The sequence below is a fragment of the Desulforhabdus sp. TSK genome, from assembly GCF_022836495.1.
Taxonomy (GTDB): Bacteria; Desulfobacterota; Syntrophobacteria; order Syntrophobacterales; family Syntrophobacteraceae; genus Desulforhabdus.
In genome coordinates, this window is sequence record NZ_BQXM01000050.1 from 14,116 (window position 1) to 31,805 (window position 17,690).

The 17,690-nt window shown below is 56.3% G+C and carries 12 protein-coding genes; 4 read left to right on the forward strand and 8 right to left on the reverse strand.

Going from position 1 to position 17,690, the window contains the following annotated elements; genetic code table 11:
• Window positions 1-63: 63 nt before the first annotated feature.
• The 5 genes from MWC30_RS20205 to MWC30_RS20220 form a co-directional block, all read right to left on the reverse strand.
• Window positions 64-531 carry a very short patch repair endonuclease gene (locus tag MWC30_RS20205; RefSeq protein WP_244086015.1) on the reverse strand — a complete coding sequence of 156 codons (468 nt, stop codon included), beginning with the start codon at window positions 529-531 and terminating at the stop codon, window positions 64-66.
• Window positions 532-567: 36 nt separating this feature from the next.
• Window positions 568-1,587: a hypothetical protein gene (locus MWC30_RS20210; protein ID WP_244086016.1), complete on the reverse strand. Its 1,020-nt coding sequence runs from the start codon at window positions 1,585-1,587 to the stop codon at window positions 568-570.
• A 155-nt stretch (window positions 1,588-1,742) separates the two neighbouring features.
• Window positions 1,743-3,026 carry a DNA cytosine methyltransferase gene (locus MWC30_RS23155; protein WP_368860906.1) on the reverse strand — a complete coding sequence of 428 codons (1,284 nt, stop codon included), beginning with the start codon at window positions 3,024-3,026 and terminating at the stop codon, window positions 1,743-1,745.
• Between the two features lie 252 nt (window positions 3,027-3,278).
• Entirely contained in the window at window positions 3,279-4,385 is a 1,107-nt protein-coding gene (locus tag MWC30_RS20215; RefSeq protein WP_244086017.1) for a permease, read from the reverse strand.
• Between the two features lie 118 nt (window positions 4,386-4,503).
• The gene (locus tag MWC30_RS20220; RefSeq protein WP_244086018.1) at window positions 4,504-4,848 is read right to left on the reverse strand and encodes a metalloregulator ArsR/SmtB family transcription factor; all 345 of its coding nucleotides are present in this window, start codon (window positions 4,846-4,848) and stop codon (window positions 4,504-4,506) included.
• 345 nt (window positions 4,849-5,193) lie between these two features.
• Between MWC30_RS20220 and MWC30_RS20225 the strand changes: the two genes are divergently transcribed.
• The 3 genes from MWC30_RS20225 to MWC30_RS20235 are packed head-to-tail and all read left to right on the forward strand — an operon-like array spanning window position 5,194 to window position 11,132.
• Window positions 5,194-6,447, forward strand: coding sequence for an efflux RND transporter periplasmic adaptor subunit (locus tag MWC30_RS20225; protein WP_244086019.1), 1,254 nt, complete (start codon window positions 5,194-5,196; stop codon window positions 6,445-6,447).
• Window positions 6,448-6,466: 19 nt separating this feature from the next.
• Window positions 6,467-9,697: an efflux RND transporter permease subunit gene (locus MWC30_RS20230; RefSeq protein WP_244086020.1), complete on the forward strand. Its 3,231-nt coding sequence runs from the start codon at window positions 6,467-6,469 to the stop codon at window positions 9,695-9,697.
• Window position 9,698: 1 nt separating this feature from the next.
• Window positions 9,699-11,132 carry an efflux transporter outer membrane subunit gene (locus MWC30_RS20235; RefSeq protein ID WP_244086021.1) on the forward strand — a complete coding sequence of 478 codons (1,434 nt, stop codon included), beginning with the start codon at window positions 9,699-9,701 and terminating at the stop codon, window positions 11,130-11,132.
• 59 nt (window positions 11,133-11,191) lie between these two features.
• Here MWC30_RS20235 and MWC30_RS20240 read toward each other — a convergent pair whose 3' ends face one another.
• Window positions 11,192-11,641: a MaoC/PaaZ C-terminal domain-containing protein gene (locus tag MWC30_RS20240; RefSeq protein WP_244086022.1), complete on the reverse strand. Its 450-nt coding sequence runs from the start codon at window positions 11,639-11,641 to the stop codon at window positions 11,192-11,194.
• A gap of 649 nt (window positions 11,642-12,290) precedes the next feature.
• Here MWC30_RS20240 and MWC30_RS20245 point away from each other — a divergent pair.
• A complete protein-coding gene (locus MWC30_RS20245) occupies window positions 12,291-14,657 on the forward strand; it encodes a hypothetical protein (RefSeq protein WP_244086023.1) in 2,367 nt (788 codons plus the stop codon).
• Window positions 14,658-14,807: 150 nt separating this feature from the next.
• Here MWC30_RS20245 and MWC30_RS20250 read toward each other — a convergent pair whose 3' ends face one another.
• Window positions 14,808-16,619, reverse strand: a complete 1,812-nt coding sequence (locus MWC30_RS20250) for a triacylglycerol lipase (RefSeq protein WP_244086024.1) — start codon at window positions 16,617-16,619, stop codon at window positions 14,808-14,810.
• Between the two features lie 301 nt (window positions 16,620-16,920).
• On the reverse strand, window positions 16,921-17,514 hold the full coding sequence (locus MWC30_RS20255; RefSeq protein ID WP_244086025.1) for a hypothetical protein: 594 nt from the start codon (window positions 17,512-17,514) through the stop codon (window positions 16,921-16,923).
• Window positions 17,515-17,690: the final 176 nt, after the last annotated feature.

Here is a 17,690-nt window from a genome sequence, read left to right on the forward strand (position 1 = left end):
GACTCAAGCTTTGATTCTGTGCCCAAGCCAAAATTGCATCATGATTTGATCTGCACACTGAATTTAATGTTGAGCCCGTATATTGGCGTTAAGAGCCATGATGACTTCCTCCAGAGCTTTTTCGGCATCCTTGATCACTTCTGTCTCCCAAAGTCGGACCACAGTCCAGCCTTGATTCTCGAGGGCTCGTCTTTGTTCTTGATCCCGCATTCTGTTGTATTCGATTTTGGCAATCCAATATTCAGAATTCGCACGATTTTTTAGCTTGCTCTTGAGGTCGTCCCAATGCCGGCCATGCCAGAAATCTCCATCAATAAAAACGACTACGCGCGCCTTTGTAAAAATAATATCTGGTTTTCCAGGCAATTGACTCATGTGAAGTCGGTATCGAATCCCTCGACGCCAAAGAGCTTTCCGCAGCAGCACCTCTGGAACAGTATCCTTTGCCCGATTGTGGCTCTTGGCCAACGAGGCTGATGCCGAAGAGGGGCTGAATGAGTTGAAGCGAGGTGCTCTCTTCGTGCTTGTCATCGGCTGTCCTCTCCCAATGTAGATGCTCAACACGCATCATGATACTGCCTTTGATAAAACCAATAACGGATCTGATGACCACCCACCGCCAATACGGACTTTATTGCTGAGGCGGCCTTCGCACTTCGGGTGGGGAGCAAGCTCTTTTGTCAAAGTGAATACGAACTCCCACCTTTCGGTACACGGATGCAAGCATGCGGCGAGAATATCGAATTCCCCCGGTCTATAATAACGTGAGCATGGGTCGGACATCGAAGCTCTTGTCTTCTGGAAATCGATGCGTGGCACTCCATCGGCATAGACTTTGCGCAAGACGTTCTTGCACTCAATGTAGAGTGGTCGCCCCCCACGATATCTGACTTCTAAATCGGGTCTACCATCTCCTTTCACCGGTACACACTGCGTAACATCTTGAAGGGTCAAGAGATATCTTTGTAAATGCACTTCGGCAACCCAACCCCGAACGGCCATCTTTAAACGGGGTGCGCTCTGGATCAGGTCCAAAATTTCATCGGAAGAAAGCCCCAGCTCTTCAGCCACGGTATGCGACAAGAGTGGCTGTGGATAATCGGAGTGCAGCATCAATGGCTGTGGGAGCAAAACCGACTTCAGCTCTGCCATCTTATCTGCAAGCAATGCCCGATGGCCCTGATCGAGCCCTTTTGCAGCTCGTTCAAATCGGACGTAGTTCAAGAAGCTTTCCGGCAATCCTCCTACCAGTATTTCAATTGGCTCGTCCAACCCCTCACGCGATCGCTTTTCCCTCTCCCAGGAAGTCCACTTCTTTTTCAAGATTTCAGATACATGGACCTTTTTGAACTCGATCGAAATAAAAAAGCGGGTTGGGTTGTGGAGTGAAGGATCGGCTCCCACAAAAATCCTCGTATCCAAGTCAACTCCAAAAAAGAGTGTCGTGTAGAGCTCAAAGGGATCTTGCCAAATTTCGTGCAATTGTTTGTCATTGGCGCCGTATTTCACTTGAAAGCGATGCTCATCAGGGGGCCGGTTCCGCGTTTGCTTGGAATTGGCCAAAAAGGCATAAGCCAGGATTCCCATTCGCTCTCCATCAGGTGCTTCGAAGGTGATGCGAAAAGGAGCTTCGTCGGGGGAGGATCTTCTCAGGATCGTGCAACCGCACGTCGCGAGAGAAGACAGTATGAAATCCAGCAGAGGCTGTTTTTGTCGTCGACTGACGGAATACCGCTTGTAGATCATTCCAATGCAATATCCAAATCGGGTTGCTGTTGTTGTCGGCGTGATCGGTTCCCTTTTCCAGTCCCGGGATGCGGAGCATGTTTTCCCACATAATGTAAGAACTTACTGGGCACTGGAGCTACCGGTTCAGGAGGTGGTGTGCTGCAACTTTTGGGAGGAATCAATGATGGTTTAAGAGATGCAGCAGACAGGTCAGCCAATAGGCGCAATCGGATCTGAAGTCCGATTACCTCGGCCAGCGCCGAGGGTACAGCGTTGCCTATTTGACGGAGGGCCGATCGATATGTACCAAGGATTGAATAATCGTCGGGAATTGTCTGGAGGCGACACAGTTCACGCACAGTGAGGCGTCGATTGTTCCAATGAAATGGCCCTGTCGCCGGTCCAGGTGAAGCGGTAATCGTCCAGGAAGGGAGGTCTTTCGCCAGTTTGAGCAAAAAATTCCAGAATCGACGTCGCCACCCGAAGAGGGGTAGACCCCCTCCTTTTTCAGTATGAAACAGATAGTTGCTTCCTTCCGGGATGGAAGGAAGAAGATCAGCCCACTTCCCGGATAGTGAAGGGACTTCGGCTCCATCCTCTGAAAGGTCTCCAATGGCGTCCCAAGCTGTGCGATACATCTCCACCACAGGAGAGATCCTCAACTGATGAGGGTGATTCCCAATGGGATTGGGGTGGTGAGTGGGCTTCAACTTCCCGAATCGGACTCCTTCTCTTGAACCTATGAGAAAGGTGCGCTCTCGTATCTGAGGAACCCCAAAGTCCACGGCATTGAGAAGGAGTATCTCCGTACCGTATTTTGTGCCGCATTCCTTGTTAATGCTGCGAATGGTCTCGGTAAGAAATCGCAACCCCTCGTCCTTACCCGAGTATGCCAGTCCGGCAACGTTCTCTAAAAGGTATGCCCTGGGCTTGAGATCACGCAGGATTCTCAAGAACGCTTCCAATGTCGAAGCCCTTGGGTCGTCCAGCCTCTTCGTGTCCCCACTCGCCCAATATCCCGATTTGGAGAACGGCTGACACGGTGGACCTCCCACCAGCAAGTCCACTGCGCCTTCATGCAGACCGGCAACCTTAAGCAACTCGGTCGAGGGCACCTCATGAATCGATCGATTGATGACAGGCCAGTTTCTATTGTGCCGCAGTGTGGCGACGCAATCAGCATCCAGTTCGAGTGCGACGCGAATGTCAAAACCAGCCGCCTCCAGGCCAAGATCGAGGCCACCGGTCCCGCTGAAGAGGCTTATTGTGGAAAGTTTTGCAGTGTTCGTCCGGGCCATAAAAATCTTTCAGATCCAAGAGGCGTTAATGATCTTCTTCAATGGCTACAAACCTAAAATAGCATACTGAAGTGCGGCTCTCAATGGAGCAGAAGCTTTAACCCAGATTTGCCGTTTTGCTCCTTTGAGGCGGGGAAATCTGTTATTTTCGACGCTTGGCGGCAGCACTTTCATATCAATTTTTGCCAAGGCATTTATGATCCCAAATATGTCTATCGGAGCACGTCCAGCAGGACGATGCGCCGAACCATGTCACATGAGTATATTGAACAAATATCCCACGAGCAGGATGCCGGAACCCACCACCCCGAAAAAGGTGGCGATGAGAACAGGTTTGAGCACCTTGCGCAAAATGATGGCTTCCGGGAGGGAGAGAGCGATGACGGCCATCATGAACGCCAGAACAGTCCCGAGGGCAGCCCCTTTTTCGATGAGGGCATGAATGACGGGAATGATTCCTGCCGCATTGGAATACATGGGAATGCCGATGAGCACCGCCAGGGGCACAGACCACCAGGCCCCCTTCCCCATGATGGAGGCCATGAAGCCTTCAGGTACATATCCGTGGATGCCGGCTCCCACCGCGATGCCTAGCACCACGTAGATCCAGACCTTGCCGACGATGTCGCGCACCGCCGCCAGACCATATTCGATACGCTCCGCCCAAGTCTTGTCTTCCTCGGCGCAATCCACTTCACCCGCATGAATCTGCATGACCCACTCTTCCAGGTGATGCTCCATGCCCAGTCTTCCGATGGTCCAGCCGGCGAGCATGGCAACAGCCAACCCCGTGGCCAGATAAAGGCCCGCCACTTTCCAGCCGAAAAGGCCATAGAGAAGCACCAGGGCCACTTCATTCACCATGGGAGCGGCGATGAGGAAAGAGAAGGTGACACCCAAAGGAACTCCCGCCGTCACAAACCCGATGAAAAGGGGAACCGCGGAGCAGGTGCAGAAGGGAGTCGCAATGCCCAGGAATGCCGCCAGCACATTCCCCAGCGACTCCCGCTTGCCCGCAAGGATCTTTCGGGTCCGCTCCGGGGTGAAAAACGATCGCAGGATTCCCACCCCGAACACCACGAGGGTCAAAAGCATGAGGACCTTGGGAGTATCGTAAATGAAGAATTCCACTGCACCGGCAAAGTGACTTTCAACTGGCAGATCAAAGAGTGTGTACGTGACAAATTTGGAAAAAGGCGCAAGGCTCTTGTAGATCACCCACCAGACCACCAAGGCAGGAATCCCCAGCAGGAGGTACCGGGCGGCTTGAGAGTTGGTCTGATACTCGGCAGCCTCCCCCGCGATCCCTCCTGTCTTTGCCGCGGCGCAACAACATTTCTCTTCGTTGGTATCGATCATGAATCCATCTCCATGCTTCAAAAAGATAATCAGAATCTTCACGGGAAATCAAACGGTAATTCCCCAGGGCGTTCTCCTGGCAGAAAGCCGCGGAATGCAGCCGCTCCTTATTTAACCTTCATTTCCTGCAGATATCCTCCCTTCGGATTTCAGGAAGTACTTTGATGAGCCGCTCGATTTCCGGGTCCTCGTGCAGCCAGTGCTTCAGGCTTCCAAGCAGCGTAGCCGCATAGGGACTGCTTTCCCCATTGGTCAGGGAATAGTTGACCCAAAGTCCGGATTTCTGGTAGGTCACAAGACCCGCCTCCTCCAGGATCTTCAAATGATTGGAAACGGTCGGCTGTGCAATCTGCAGAGCGGCCTGCAACTCACAGACGCACAGTGATCTGAACTGAAGCATTTTGACAATCTTCACACGATTGGGATCTGAAAGCGCTTTCATCACCTTGATAAATTCCTTCATAGAGCTCCTCGAAGTTTGATATTGATAAATTGAAATATATTCTCAAAAGCACCTTCCGTCAATTGTATTCGAGACCTTTTTACACGCTATCCTATGCCTGGAAGTGCCTCTCGATGCATCCAGAAAATTCCATTAACGACGATACAGACATTCCCGGGAGGAACTGACCCTCTGCAATTTTGTATTTCATATTGTCAATTTTTATTATAGATTATGGCCACTTCAGGTCTGCAGCCGTTCCCATTTCACCCCTGCGGGAACGGTCGTTCAACCTCTCGGCATCAATCTCCACAAGGCGAGCTGAACCAATCACCACCAGAAGCATTATACCAGGAGAATAGAAGGATGGGCTGGAAAGACAGGGTGTTCTTCAGGTACAGGCATCCATTGCACCGCAGCGCCTTTCGCCGCCGAGTTTGCCTGGCAGCCGTTGCGGGCGTCATCATTTTGATCTCACTCGGCTGCCAAAAGCCCGATCCACATCACGCCCAAAAGGACGAGAAGCCCATGGAGGTGGCGGTGGTGACGGCGATACCCAGAAATGTGCCGGTCAGTCCAGAGTACGTCGCACAGGTGCAGAGCTCACGGCAGGTCAACATCCAGGCTCGGGTCAACGGATTCCTCGACCGGCGCGTCTATACGGAAGGCGCCATTGTCAAAGAGGGAGAGACGCTCTTCCTCATGGATCAGAAGCCATTCAAGGTGCAGCTCGATCAGGCAAAGGCGGCACTGGCCAAGCAGGAAGCCGCACTGGAAGTCGCACGGAGAAACCTGGCGCGCGTCAAGCCCCTCGCTGCAGCCAAAGCCCTTTCCCAGAAGGACCTGGACGATGCCATCGGCCAGTTCCAATCTGCATCGGCAGCCGTCGATCAGAGCAAGGCCACAGTGGCTCAAGCCATGCTGAATCTCTCTTACACCGTCATCAAATCACCAGTCCACGGCATCACAAGTGCAGCGCAACAGGCGGACGGGACCTACCTCGGCTCATCCAACAGCCAATTGACGACGGTCGCTGTGCTTTCACCGACCTACGTCAATTTCAGCATTTCCGAGAACGAAAGGCTGAAATATCGCGATGAAATTTCCAGGGGGTTGCTGCTCGAGCCCAAGGACAGGAATTACGTGGTGGAAATCGTCCTGGCCGACGGATCCGTTTTTCCGTACTCCGGCAAGGTGACCTTTGCCGACCCCTCCTTCAACGCTCAAACGGGAACTTTCCTCATCCGGGCAACCGTCGAAAACCCCGACGGCCTGCTCCGCCCGAACCAGTATGTGCGCATCCGCCTGAAAGGGGCGGTCCGGCCCAATGCGATCCTGGTCCCCCAGCGAGCAGTCCAGCAGACCGCCAAAGGCCACCTGGTATGGCTGGTCAACAAAGAGAGCCGGGCGGAGCCCCGCCCTGTGACGGTGGGCGACTGGTACGGCGATGAATGGTTCATTTACGATGGCTTGCACGCAGGGGATCAGATCGTGGTGGACGGCACCCTGACGCTTCGGCCCGGCACCCTGCTGAAAGCGGTCTCGCCTCAGGCAAAGCCCGTAGAAGCCGGAGCCGGCCCAAGCCCGGCTGCGGAAGCGCCGACCCGGAAAGCCCCATAGACACAGGAGACGCCAGGCTATGTTCTCCAGGTTCTTCATCGAACGGCCGATCTTTGCGACGGTCGTCTCCCTCATCATCGTCATCGCCGGCCTTGTGGCGATGAAAACCCTGCCGGTCGCCCAATACCCGACCATCACACCGGTGCAGGTCCAGGTGACGACAACCTATCCGGGTGCCGACTCCAAAACGGTGGGAGACTCGGTGGCCGCGCCCATCGAGACCCAAATCAACGGCGTCGACAACATGCTCTACATGACGTCCACGAGCTCCAACACCGGCCAGATGACCATCACGGTCTATTTTTCCCTCGACACAGACCCCGACATCGCACAGGTGCAGGTGCAGAATCGGGTCAACCTCGCCCTGCCCCAGCTTCCCGAAGCGGTGACACAATATGGCGTTTCGGTCCAGAAGAAATCCTCCAGCACTCTCATGATCATCTCGGTTTTCAACAAGGACGGGCGATACAGTCCCGAGTACGTGAACAACTACACCAACGTCTACATCCTGGATGCCATCAAGCGGGTGAACGGGGCCGGGCAGGCGCAGATTTTCGGGGTACCCGATCAGGCCATGCGCATCTGGATGAACCCGGACCGCATGGCATCCCTCGGAATCACGACGTCCGATATCCAGAACGCCGTGGCGAAACAGAATGCCCTCTTCGGGGCGGGTCAGGTGGGGCAGCAGCCCAATGAAGGGCGGGCGCAGCTCACCTTTCCGGTGGTGACGCAGCCTCCCTTCATCACGGCGTCCCAGTACGAGGACATCATTCTGCGGGCAAGCCAGGACGGCAGCGCCATCGTCCGTGTCAAAGACGTGGCCCGCGCCGAGGTGGGGCGCAGACAGTACGTCGACGACCGCAGGCTCAACGGAGCTCCGGCAACTCCCATTGCCATCTACCAGCAGCCCGGCGCCAACGGACTGGAAGTTTCCAAAGCCGTTCGCAAAACCCTTGAAGATCTGAAGCGCAGCATGCCCGAGGGCATCGACTATGTTATCGCCCTCGACACCACGGACTTCGTGCGCATCTCCATCGAAGAAGTCATCCACACTCTCTTCGAAGCGGTTCTCCTGGTTGTCATCGTCGTCTATCTCTTTCTCCAGAGCTTCCGTGCAACCATCATCTGTACCGTGGCGATCTTCGTCTCTCTCATCGGCACCTTCACGGGGATGCTCGCCCTGGGATTTTCCATCAACCTGTTGACACTGTTCGGCATCGTGCTGGCCATAGGCATGGTGGTGGACGATGCCATCGTGGTGGTGGAAAACGTGGAGCGGAACATGGTGAAGCTTCATCTCCCGCCCCGGGAAGCCACCACCAAGGCCATGGAGGAGATCGGCGGCTCCCTCGTCGCCGTCGTGCTGGTGATGGCCTCGGTCTTCATCCCCGCCGCGTTTCTCCCGGGAACGACAGGGCAGCTCTACAAGCAGTTCGCCATCACCATCGTCATTTCCGTGGCCCTTTCGGGATTCGTGGCCCTCACCCTGACGCCGGCCATGTGCGGCCTCATGCTGAAGCACAACCCGCCTCCGCAGCGGGGCTTTTTCGCCTGGTTCAATCGCGGCTTCGACCGTTTTACCCTGGCCTTCGGCGATGCGGTGGTGCTCATGATCAAAAGGATGATGGTGGCCTTTGTTCTCCTCGCCGTGCTGATCTGGGGTCTCGTCCACCTGTTCCGGACCACGCCGACAAGCTTCGTCCCCAACGAAGATCAAGGCTACCTCATGGCCCTCCTCATCATGCCGGATGCCGCCAGTCTCAACCGCACCACTCAGACATCGACCCTTGTGGACGGGCTGTTCGCCAAGAACCCGGCCGTGGATCAACGAACCATCATCAACGGTTACAGCATCATCGACGGCCAGACCAAGTCGAATACTGCCACATTTTTCGTGACCCTGAAGGATTTCAGGGAACGTTATTCGTCCCGGGAGCGCGCTGAAAAGGAGAATGCCGACACCGTGTTGCGAACGGTGACTGCCGAATCGCGGAGGATCGACACAGGCATCTTTATCCCCATAGCGCCACCGGCGATTCCCGGCATCGGGACGACGGGCGGATTCGAGTTCTGGCTCCAGGACAAGGGATCGGGTGACCCCGAACGCCTCTACGAGCTGACAGAGAAATTTCTTGGCAAAGCCCGTACCCGCCCAGAGCTCTCCGGCCTGAACACCACCTTCCGTGCGGCCTCACAGCAACTGAGGGCCGAGGTCGACCGCTCCCGCTCAGTGCTTCTCGGGCTGCCGGTAGAGGATGTATACAGTGCGCTGCAGGCCCAGTTCGGGTCCATCACCGTCAGCCAGTTCAACCAGTACAGCCGGGTCTGGGACGTCATCCTCCAGTCCGACGCTCCCTTTCGGCAAGACCCTGCCGACATCACAAAGCTCTATTCCAGATCGAGCAATGGTCAGATGGTTCCCCTTTCGGCAGTGGTGACGACCCAGTATGTCACGGGACCGGACCTGGTGCCCCATTTCAACGGCTTCCCCGCGGCCCAGGTCACAGGCGGGGCCGCTCCGGGCTACAGCTCGGGCGCCGCTATCCGGGCGATGGAGGAGGTGGCGGATGAAGTACTCCCTGAAGGTTACGGATACGCCTGGTCCGGCATGGCCTACGAGGAGAAGAAATCGGGGGGGACCTCGGCGGCCGCTTTTATATTCGGTTTGGTCATCGTTTTCCTCGTGCTGGCGGCACAGTTCGAGTCCTGGACCCTGCCGGGAGCGGTCATGACGGCGGTGCCGTTCGGCATTCTGGGTGCACTGGTTTTCAACTGGCTGAGAGGCCTCGACAACGATGTCTATTTCCAGATCGGCCTGCTGGTGCTCATCGGTCTGGGGGCGAAGAATGCGGTCCTGCGGGTCACCTTTGCCGTCGAACTGCGCAGACAGGGGCTCTCCATCATGGATGCGACCATTCAGGCCGGTGAAGAGCGACTGCGCCCCATCATCATGACCTCCCTCGCCTTCATCCTCGGCGTGCTGCCCCTGGCTCTGGCCACCGGGGCCGGCGCCAACGCCCGCCATTCCATCGGCACCGGCATCATGGGCGGGATGATCGGCGAGGCGACTCTGGCCATGCTTTATGTGCCCCTCTTCTTTTACCTCTTCGATCGGCTGGCGGAGCGGTCGGGCAAATCGGGCGGGAAGGAGGAGGAAAAGCCTCCCGTTGCCCAGCCCCTGCCCGAGGAGACTCCGCCGTCGGACACCTCCGGGAGCACGTCACCGTCCAGCGAAGGAGGCCACTGATATGCGCCGCATGCTGACCGCCTGCATCATCGTGCTGAGTTTCTCCGGCTGCATGGTCGGCCCGGATTATCGTCGGCCTGCGGTGGAAATCCCTCCGGCCTTCCGCTACGCTGCGGAGGACGCTCAGGAGACCGCCAACACCCTCTGGTGGAGAGAGTTTCAGGACCCCGTGCTGGATGCTCTCATCGCCGAGGCACTGGCGAACAACAAGGACCTCAAGATCGCTGCTGCCAGCGTCGAGGCAGCTGCAGCCGTGCTGACACAAACGCGGGCGCCTCTCTTCCCCCAGGTCGGCTACAGTGGAGACGGTCTCAGGGAGCGCCTCAGCCGGCAGAACGCTACCCCCGTACCCGCCACGGTCCCGAACCCTCAGACCAGTTATCAGGTGCTCGCCGACGCAAGCTGGGAGATCGACCTGTGGGGCCGCATTCGCAGGCTTTCGGAAGCGGCACAGGCGGACCTCCTCGCAACGGAGGAGGCGCGACGCGGGGTCATCCTTTCCCTCGTGGCATCTGTCGCCAACAGTTACATCCAGCTGCGCTCCCTCGACGACCAGCTAAAAGTCGCAGAGCGCACTCTCGGCACCTATAGCGAGTCCCTCAGGCAATTCGAGCTGCAGTTCAAATACGGGCAGGTCTCCCAGATGAATGTGGAACAGTCGCGGTCTCAGTATGAAACTGCCGCTGCAGCGATTCCCCCCATCAAATCGCAGATCGCCCAAACGGAAAACGCCCTCTCTATCCTTCTCGGCCGCAATCCCGGGGCCATCGAAAGGGGTAGATCCCTGTTCGAGCTTACCCTCCCCCCTGTTCCCGCCGGGCTGCCGTCTCAGCTGCTCGAACGCCGGCCGGACCTTGCTCAAGCCGAACAGAACCTCATCGCGGCCAATGCACAGATCGGAGCCGCCAAGGCACTCTATTTCCCCACCATATCGCTGACCGGGGCCCTGGGCACGGCCAGCTCCGACCTGTCCGATCTTTTCAAGGGCTCTGCCAGGACATGGAGCTACGGTGGATCGGTTGTCGGCCCGATCTTTACGGCGGGCGCCATATCCGGCCAGGTGAAGGAGGCCGAAGCGACTCGTAAAGCGTCGTTGGTGGCCTACGAGAGTGCTATTCAAGCATCATTTAAAGACGTGGAGAATGCCCTCGTTTCCCACGAGCAGCTCTGCGAACAGCTCAAGGCCCAGGAACGACTGGTCAAGTCCCTCCAGGACTACGACCGCCTGGCCTGGTTGCTCTACAACGGCGGCTACACCCCCTACCTGGATGTGCTCTATGCCGAGACCCAGCTCTTCACCGCCGAGCTCAACTACGTGCAGACCCAGGCCTCCACCCTGGCATCCCTCGTCACCCTGTACCAGGCCATGGGTGGGGGGTGGGTAACGGAGGCGGACCGGTTCACCAGGGCCGCTGAGCCTCCTCCCGTCCCCTGAAGCACGCGAGCACAACGGAAGGAACTTCGCAACTCACTGACATCTATAAACAAACCGGCCTAGCGCCGCATCAGGCAAGTCCATTCGCTTTGGAGGACGACCCCGCCCTCCTGATTTCTCAAAGTGCAGTCGAAAATAACGATCCCCCGATCCGGCTTGGTCGATTCTTTCCTCTCTTTGACTGTAATTTCCAGTTGTACCGTGTCTTGGAAAAAGACCGCCCCGGTGAACTTGATGTGCATCTCCAGGAGGGCGATGGTCGTTCCGTCAAAGATACCGAGTTGGTTGGCAAGGCCCGTGGCGACACTCATGGAAAGCATGCCGTGAGCGATCCGTTTTCCCAGGGGGTGCTCCGCCATGAAGACGGCGTCGGTGTGGAGGGGATTGAAATCACCGGATATCCCCGCGAATGCCGTAACATCCGCTTCCGTCAAAGTGCGTCTAGCTGTATAAAAGGTGCGGCCCGGCTCGAAATCGCCATAACGCAACCCTCTTGTTGTATAAGTCATTTTATTTCTCCTCGATGGACACGCTGCTACGAGTCGATGTCCATGCCGGTACAGACTCGCCATTCTTTTTCAGGATAGAGATATAAACTCCAAACAAATGAGATCGTGACCTATTGATGATCCTGTAGGAGCGGCTTCCAGCCGCGATGGAAACAGTTGGCTCCTTGAGAATCGCGGCTGGAAGCCGCTCCTACAAAAATCAAGAATCTACCCGTTCGCAGTATACAATGGTTCGGCAGGGTGAGGAAAGGTGAGATGGAGAGATCGCTTTTCGGCAAGCCTGAGTATTATGCTCTCCCGGATACCGGTGATTCTATTTTCTTCCCATTCAGTCCGTAGATCAACCGCAAGCAGGAGAAAATTGTTATGAAAAGCCGCTTCGCCCAGGGGGTGCCGATCCTCCCTGCCTCGCATGCGTCAAAAGTTTTGAAAACCGGGTATCAAGTTTTCGCTTCGCCGGATTTCGTGGGAGAAATGAAAGGACAACTCCAACGCAAGCCCCGTACGAGCCAGAGTGAACAAAACGAGTGACATCCTCCGCACCCACTTCCTTATTGTTTTTGATGTTTTTTGTTGAACTCGTGATTGTAGCTGCATTGTGCAGAGGCGCCATGATTTTCTATCTTAGAAGGTTCACGGGGGACTTTGCATGAGAGACACACGATTGTACAGGGACACAAGGAGGAGCCTTTTCTACCTGGCGCCTTGTATTCTGCTCTTCGCCGTTTTGCAGGGATGCGCCGCGCCGAAGTCCGCTACGACTCAGCCGGCTGGCGGCTCAGATTTTCGAGCTGCAGTTGCATCCGAGGCTTCAGCCTCGCTTCAAGCCCGCCAGGGCATGGTTTTTTTGGACAATGACAAAGTCTTCCAGAAAAAAATCGAACTGGTGAAAAATGCCGGCCATTCTCTGGATCTCGCCTACTACATCTATGCCGATGATTACAGCAGCTCCGTCTTTTCACAAGAACTGATCCAGGCTGCTCAACGGGGTGTGCGGGTGCGCCTCCTGGTGGATTATCACACCAACTACCCGAGGCTGGACCTTTTCCGCATGCTGGAGCAGCAGGGGAACGGAGGCAAGGGAAGCCTGGAAGTACGCTTCTTCAACCGTCCCACCAATGTCATCATAAAAGACGCGGTTTACATGACTCTCGGTTGTGGCGCGGTGGAAGCTCCGAACGATTTCAAGCGGTGTTCAGAAGCAAAACTGCAAGCCATCGATAAATGGCTGCAGGAAGCCATTGCTCAGCAGCCCGACCCATCCGTACCGACAAATTTTAACAGCGGCTCGTCCGGCATATTCCTCTCTGCGCTCTATGCCCGAGACATGGAGCTGCTGGCGTTTTCCGTCCTGCATGGACAGGACATCCAACTTTCCAAAGGGGATGGGAGCCCCGGGTCTTCATCCACCTCGCGCGAGCAAAAAGAGAAAAAGCTCCGAACCGCCTTGACAGCCGCCAAAATCTACTGGCAGTCGCGCAGGACCAATGAGCGAGTCCTGGAACGAACGGCAGCGCGCCTGAAGCTGTCACTGGCATTTCTCATCCACGGGGAAAAGCTTCGTCCTCTATACGATACTCTCACCGCTTATCTCCCCGTGGGGAAGCGCCCCGATGCGCGGGAAGCCATTCGAGACTGGGATTATCTCACGGAATTTCTGCATCATAAGCTCCTCATCGCAGACGACCAACAGGTTGTCCTGGGAGGACGCAACATGGAGGATTCCTACCACATGTCGACCAATCCCCTGGTGGAGAAGTATATTTTCAAGGACACCGATGTCCACCTGGATCTGGCAGCTCCTTCCGCCGATCTGAGGCACAGCTTCGAAGGCCTCTGGGATTATCGGGTCATGACAGCCACCCTGGAGGATATCCTGCAGCATGCCCCCAACGATTACCTCGTTGCGAGTCAGCGTTCTCACAAGGAGTGTTCCGATAGCAAGCTGAGCATGGATGCAGGATCCGTCGATGCCTGCCGGGAGCGACTCTTCGCGCGTTACTTCGACCCCGCGCTCAGGCTTGCCGAGCAAAAACAGCAGATGGACTCCAGGGCGGAGATTTTCCGAAGCTCATACCGGCCCCCACAGAACGCAGCGTCTCAGCCCGTTATCCCCCTCGACGAAAGCGCTCGAATCTTTTACCTGGAAAATCTGCCCTTTCTGGACAACCCTTCCGAGGGACAGCCTCCGCAAAGGGCCTACGGAGCCACAAACGGCTCGGAAGGCCTATCCGGAAAGCATATTCACGAGGTCTGGCTGAAGGGCCTCGCCCAGGCCTGCCGGGATGCATCCACCGGAGGGCCTCGCCAGGTCATCCTGCACAACGCCTACTTTCTTCCTCCGTCCAATCTGCTCGGCCAACTGGCGGAAATGGTGGATGGGACCCTGGATTGCAGCAACGTGCAGATCATCGCCCTGACCAATTCACCGGCAACGACGGACCTCGGCGTCATCAACCTCGCCGCACATTACTCTCTCAAAGCCTTTGGCGAATACTATGCGGCAAAACGCGATCCGCGCAAAGGTGCAACATTTCAATATCACGAATATTTACCGGAAAAGGATGAACGGGGACGGTCTCTCTATTCCCTGCACTCGAAGGTGTCCGTTCTTGGAAAACGCGTCATTATCGGCTCGGCCAATGCGGATGTCCGAAGCTACATGATGGATACCAACAATGGGGTTCTCATCGAGCATGCTCCCCTCTTCTTAGAAAACTATGTCGCGAGGATCCGGCAAATTTTGTCTGAACCCGGTAAGACGGTGAATCGAACTGAGGATTTGACCTCCCGATCATTGGAACAGCTCCTCGCTTCGGATCGGGATGCAATTCGCCGTCTCATCGCACAGGTTGGGGGGGAGGGATTGAAAGATAAGCTTCCCGAGGCGCCTCTGGTGGAATTCATGGAGGGTGCGCTCCAGGGTCTTTACACCATGACCCGTGAATTCCTGGATAACCCGAACCGAGAGAACGCGACGGGAAATCGATTGAACTCGTATTTCAAGCTGCTGTGAGCGGAGCTGTCATCAAAGCCATTGAGAATCGCCTTTCAATCCCCCCCTTTCGGAGGGGGACTGAAAGGATGCTGTGTCAAGCCCGCAGAAATGATAAAGGGAGGACCCAAAGATGGGCTCCATTCACAAGGCTATCTTTTTAAATATACCTCATTTCTGACGGTCCACCTCTCTCAAATGCTCCTTCAGGATACGGCTGACTTCGAGGATAGCCAGGGGATGTTCATGGGCTGCGTGCCCGGATTTCACGATCTTTTCCGACTGAGCCCCTTCCAGATGGGCGCTCTCATAAGGGACCACGCCATCCGATCCCCCCGGCGTATCGCCCGCAACGCGATTGCCGATGATGGAATGGTAAGGGACGTCAGGATTCATGGGAAGGGCAGCCAGTGCCTGGGTCATGGGATTGTCCATGCGGAGCCCGTTGATGGATGAGGGGGTTTTGAGCATGAGTGCCTGAGCTTCCCCCTGCTCTGTCGACACGGTCTGGGCGAGAGCCACCGGGAGACCCGCCAACTTTACCGGCAATTTGATGAGGGAAACACCCAGTCGCCCAATCCATCCTGTGGCCATATGGGAACCCCGATGCGGTGTCGCAATGAACACAACGCGCCGCACAAAGGGGAGAGGTTTAAAGAAAAGCGCGTCCTTGAGGGTCTGACATTGCTCCTCGGGAAGGCACAACTCCTCCAATGGCTTCTTGGAAAGCACGCTCCAGAGACGGTCGCCGCTGTCCTGGATCATGACACGGGACAGGATTCCCCCCATGCTGTGCCCCACGAGGACCATCTCATCGAAGGCTTTGTCCTTTCCGTCAGGGTCGAGCTTTTGCCTGGCTTCAAGGAGGGCGTTGCGGAAGATGCTGGCCGAATAGGGAATGGGATTGCCCGTGGGATACATGAAAAACCAGAACTGGTAGCGCTCCCGGATTTCTTGATCTCCCATCAGTTCATTGAGCATCCCGAGCCAGGTGTACGGCTTGGACATGAGGCCGTGCACGAAAACCACCGGGATCTTGTCGGGCTGATAGGGCGCAAGGAGGTAGAGCCCCTTCTTCTCGTCCCAGGCATCCGCACGGACCATCCCCACCAATCCGCTGGCAGGAGATCGCCGACTGAGCATATAGGCAAGGGGGGTCGAAAGGTCCATTTCCAGGGGATACGAGGAATCGTCGATGCTGATGCTGTCCGTCCGCAAGGGGTCGTAGACTTCGGCCTGAGCCCTCAAGGGGTTTCCCTGCACCGCCTGCTCCCCGCATGGATCATCCTCGTAGCGCAGGTAGACGGTCGCGGCATAGACATCCTCCAGGTTGATCTTGAGGCGCCCCACGGACTCTTCCCCGGAAAGCTGATGCACCACGATAACAGGAGCCCCCAGCCCAAAGTCCCGGTGATAATTGTTCAGTCCTTTGGCAAGGAACTCGTATGAGGGAAGATACTCATCCGTTTTTTGAGGCTGCCAGGGCAAATCCTTGGCCACTCCCTTGATTTCGACCTTACCATGAAGGATGGGAACGCTCTGCGCTTCGGCAAAGCGGATGTCACGCTCCTGAACATAAACCACGAATTTGGCCAGGGAACGGTTGTAGAGGTCGCAGGCCATGCGATAGCGAGGATCAAACGGATTCAATGCGGGCTGGAGGGTCTGATTGTGGAGATAACTGTGGGCGTAAACGGTCGCCGATAGAAACAACTTGGCGGCAAGGTCCGATGTAGGGCTTTCCTGCCGTTTTCCCTCCAGGTAGCACAGCTCGGCCAACACCAGTCGTTTTTCTCTGTCCCGGTCCTGACAGAGCGTCCGGCTGAAGTCCTCCAGAAATTGCAGAGGTGCTTTGCGGTACTGGGCTTCAAGGTCATACTCCCGGAGATACATCATGGCTCGCTCGCTGAGCTGGTCCGAATCCAGTGCATTCCGGTCCATCTCCCGAAACCATTTCTGATCGGTGGTCGGAGTAACACCCACCCTGTGTGCACATCCACTCAGCACCCCAATGGATAAAGAAAGCGCGAGAAGAACCATCCTGGTAAAGCACGATGTGCGGCCCATCAGCGAGCTTGCCGGGAGCATCTGCACCGATGCGCCACGCCAATGCCACTCCAGTGGAGTATGCGATTCTCTCCTGGAAAAAATCATTGTTTACCTCTTTAACTTTAAAAATTCCGAAGCCTTCGTCCCGATCGAAAAAAAACCCCCCTCGCCCTCCTGCAAAGGTGGACCGAGGGGGATTTTCATGGCTAATGGCTCATGGCTAATGGCTAAATACTCAGTATCCCGGCGGCGGGTTTACGACAATGTAGGTGACGTCTCCACCGGAATACGTGGGTTGATACCATGTGGTACCACACTGGGAATAGGTAATGCCGTTCACCACCACGGTCGTGGGTGTACAGGAGAGAGTCGAATACGTCGCAGCATTAATGATCGTTCCAACAGCATAGGCTCCAGCAACGACGGCCGCTCCCGCCGCCACATACCCCCATCCCCCCCAATCGTCCCAGTCATCGTCGTGGTGATGGTAGTGATCGTCATAATAATCCTGGCGGCCCTTCTGCCGTTCCGTCACCTCCTGCTGCCGCTGGCTTCTCACATCCTGACGCCCTTCGGTTCTCTCGGTCCTGTTCTCCTGGCGGGTGCCTGTTCGTTCTGTTCTTTCTTCCTGACGATTGCCCGTTCTGTCGGCTGCTGTTTGCTGCCGCTCTCCCCTCAGGTCGCTTCGGGCCTGGGTTCTATCCGTCCGTGCGGCCTGGCGGTCCTGGCTCCGTGCCGTCTGTCCCATCTGCCCGGAGCGTTCGGAGATCCCCGACGCGCGAGTTCCCTGCATGCTTTCACGCTGGGAGAAGCTCGAAGACCTGTCCATCCCTCCTCGAGACCGTTCACCGTAGGAAGAACCGGAGCCCAGCCCGCCGCTCCTGCCTTCAAAGGACCGTGCCCCTCCTCCGTATGAACCTCTTGAAGAGAAGCTCCCGCCGCTGGCCGGACCTGAACGAGAAAATCCCCCTCCTCCTCCGCCAGAGAAGCTGCGCCCCCCACCGC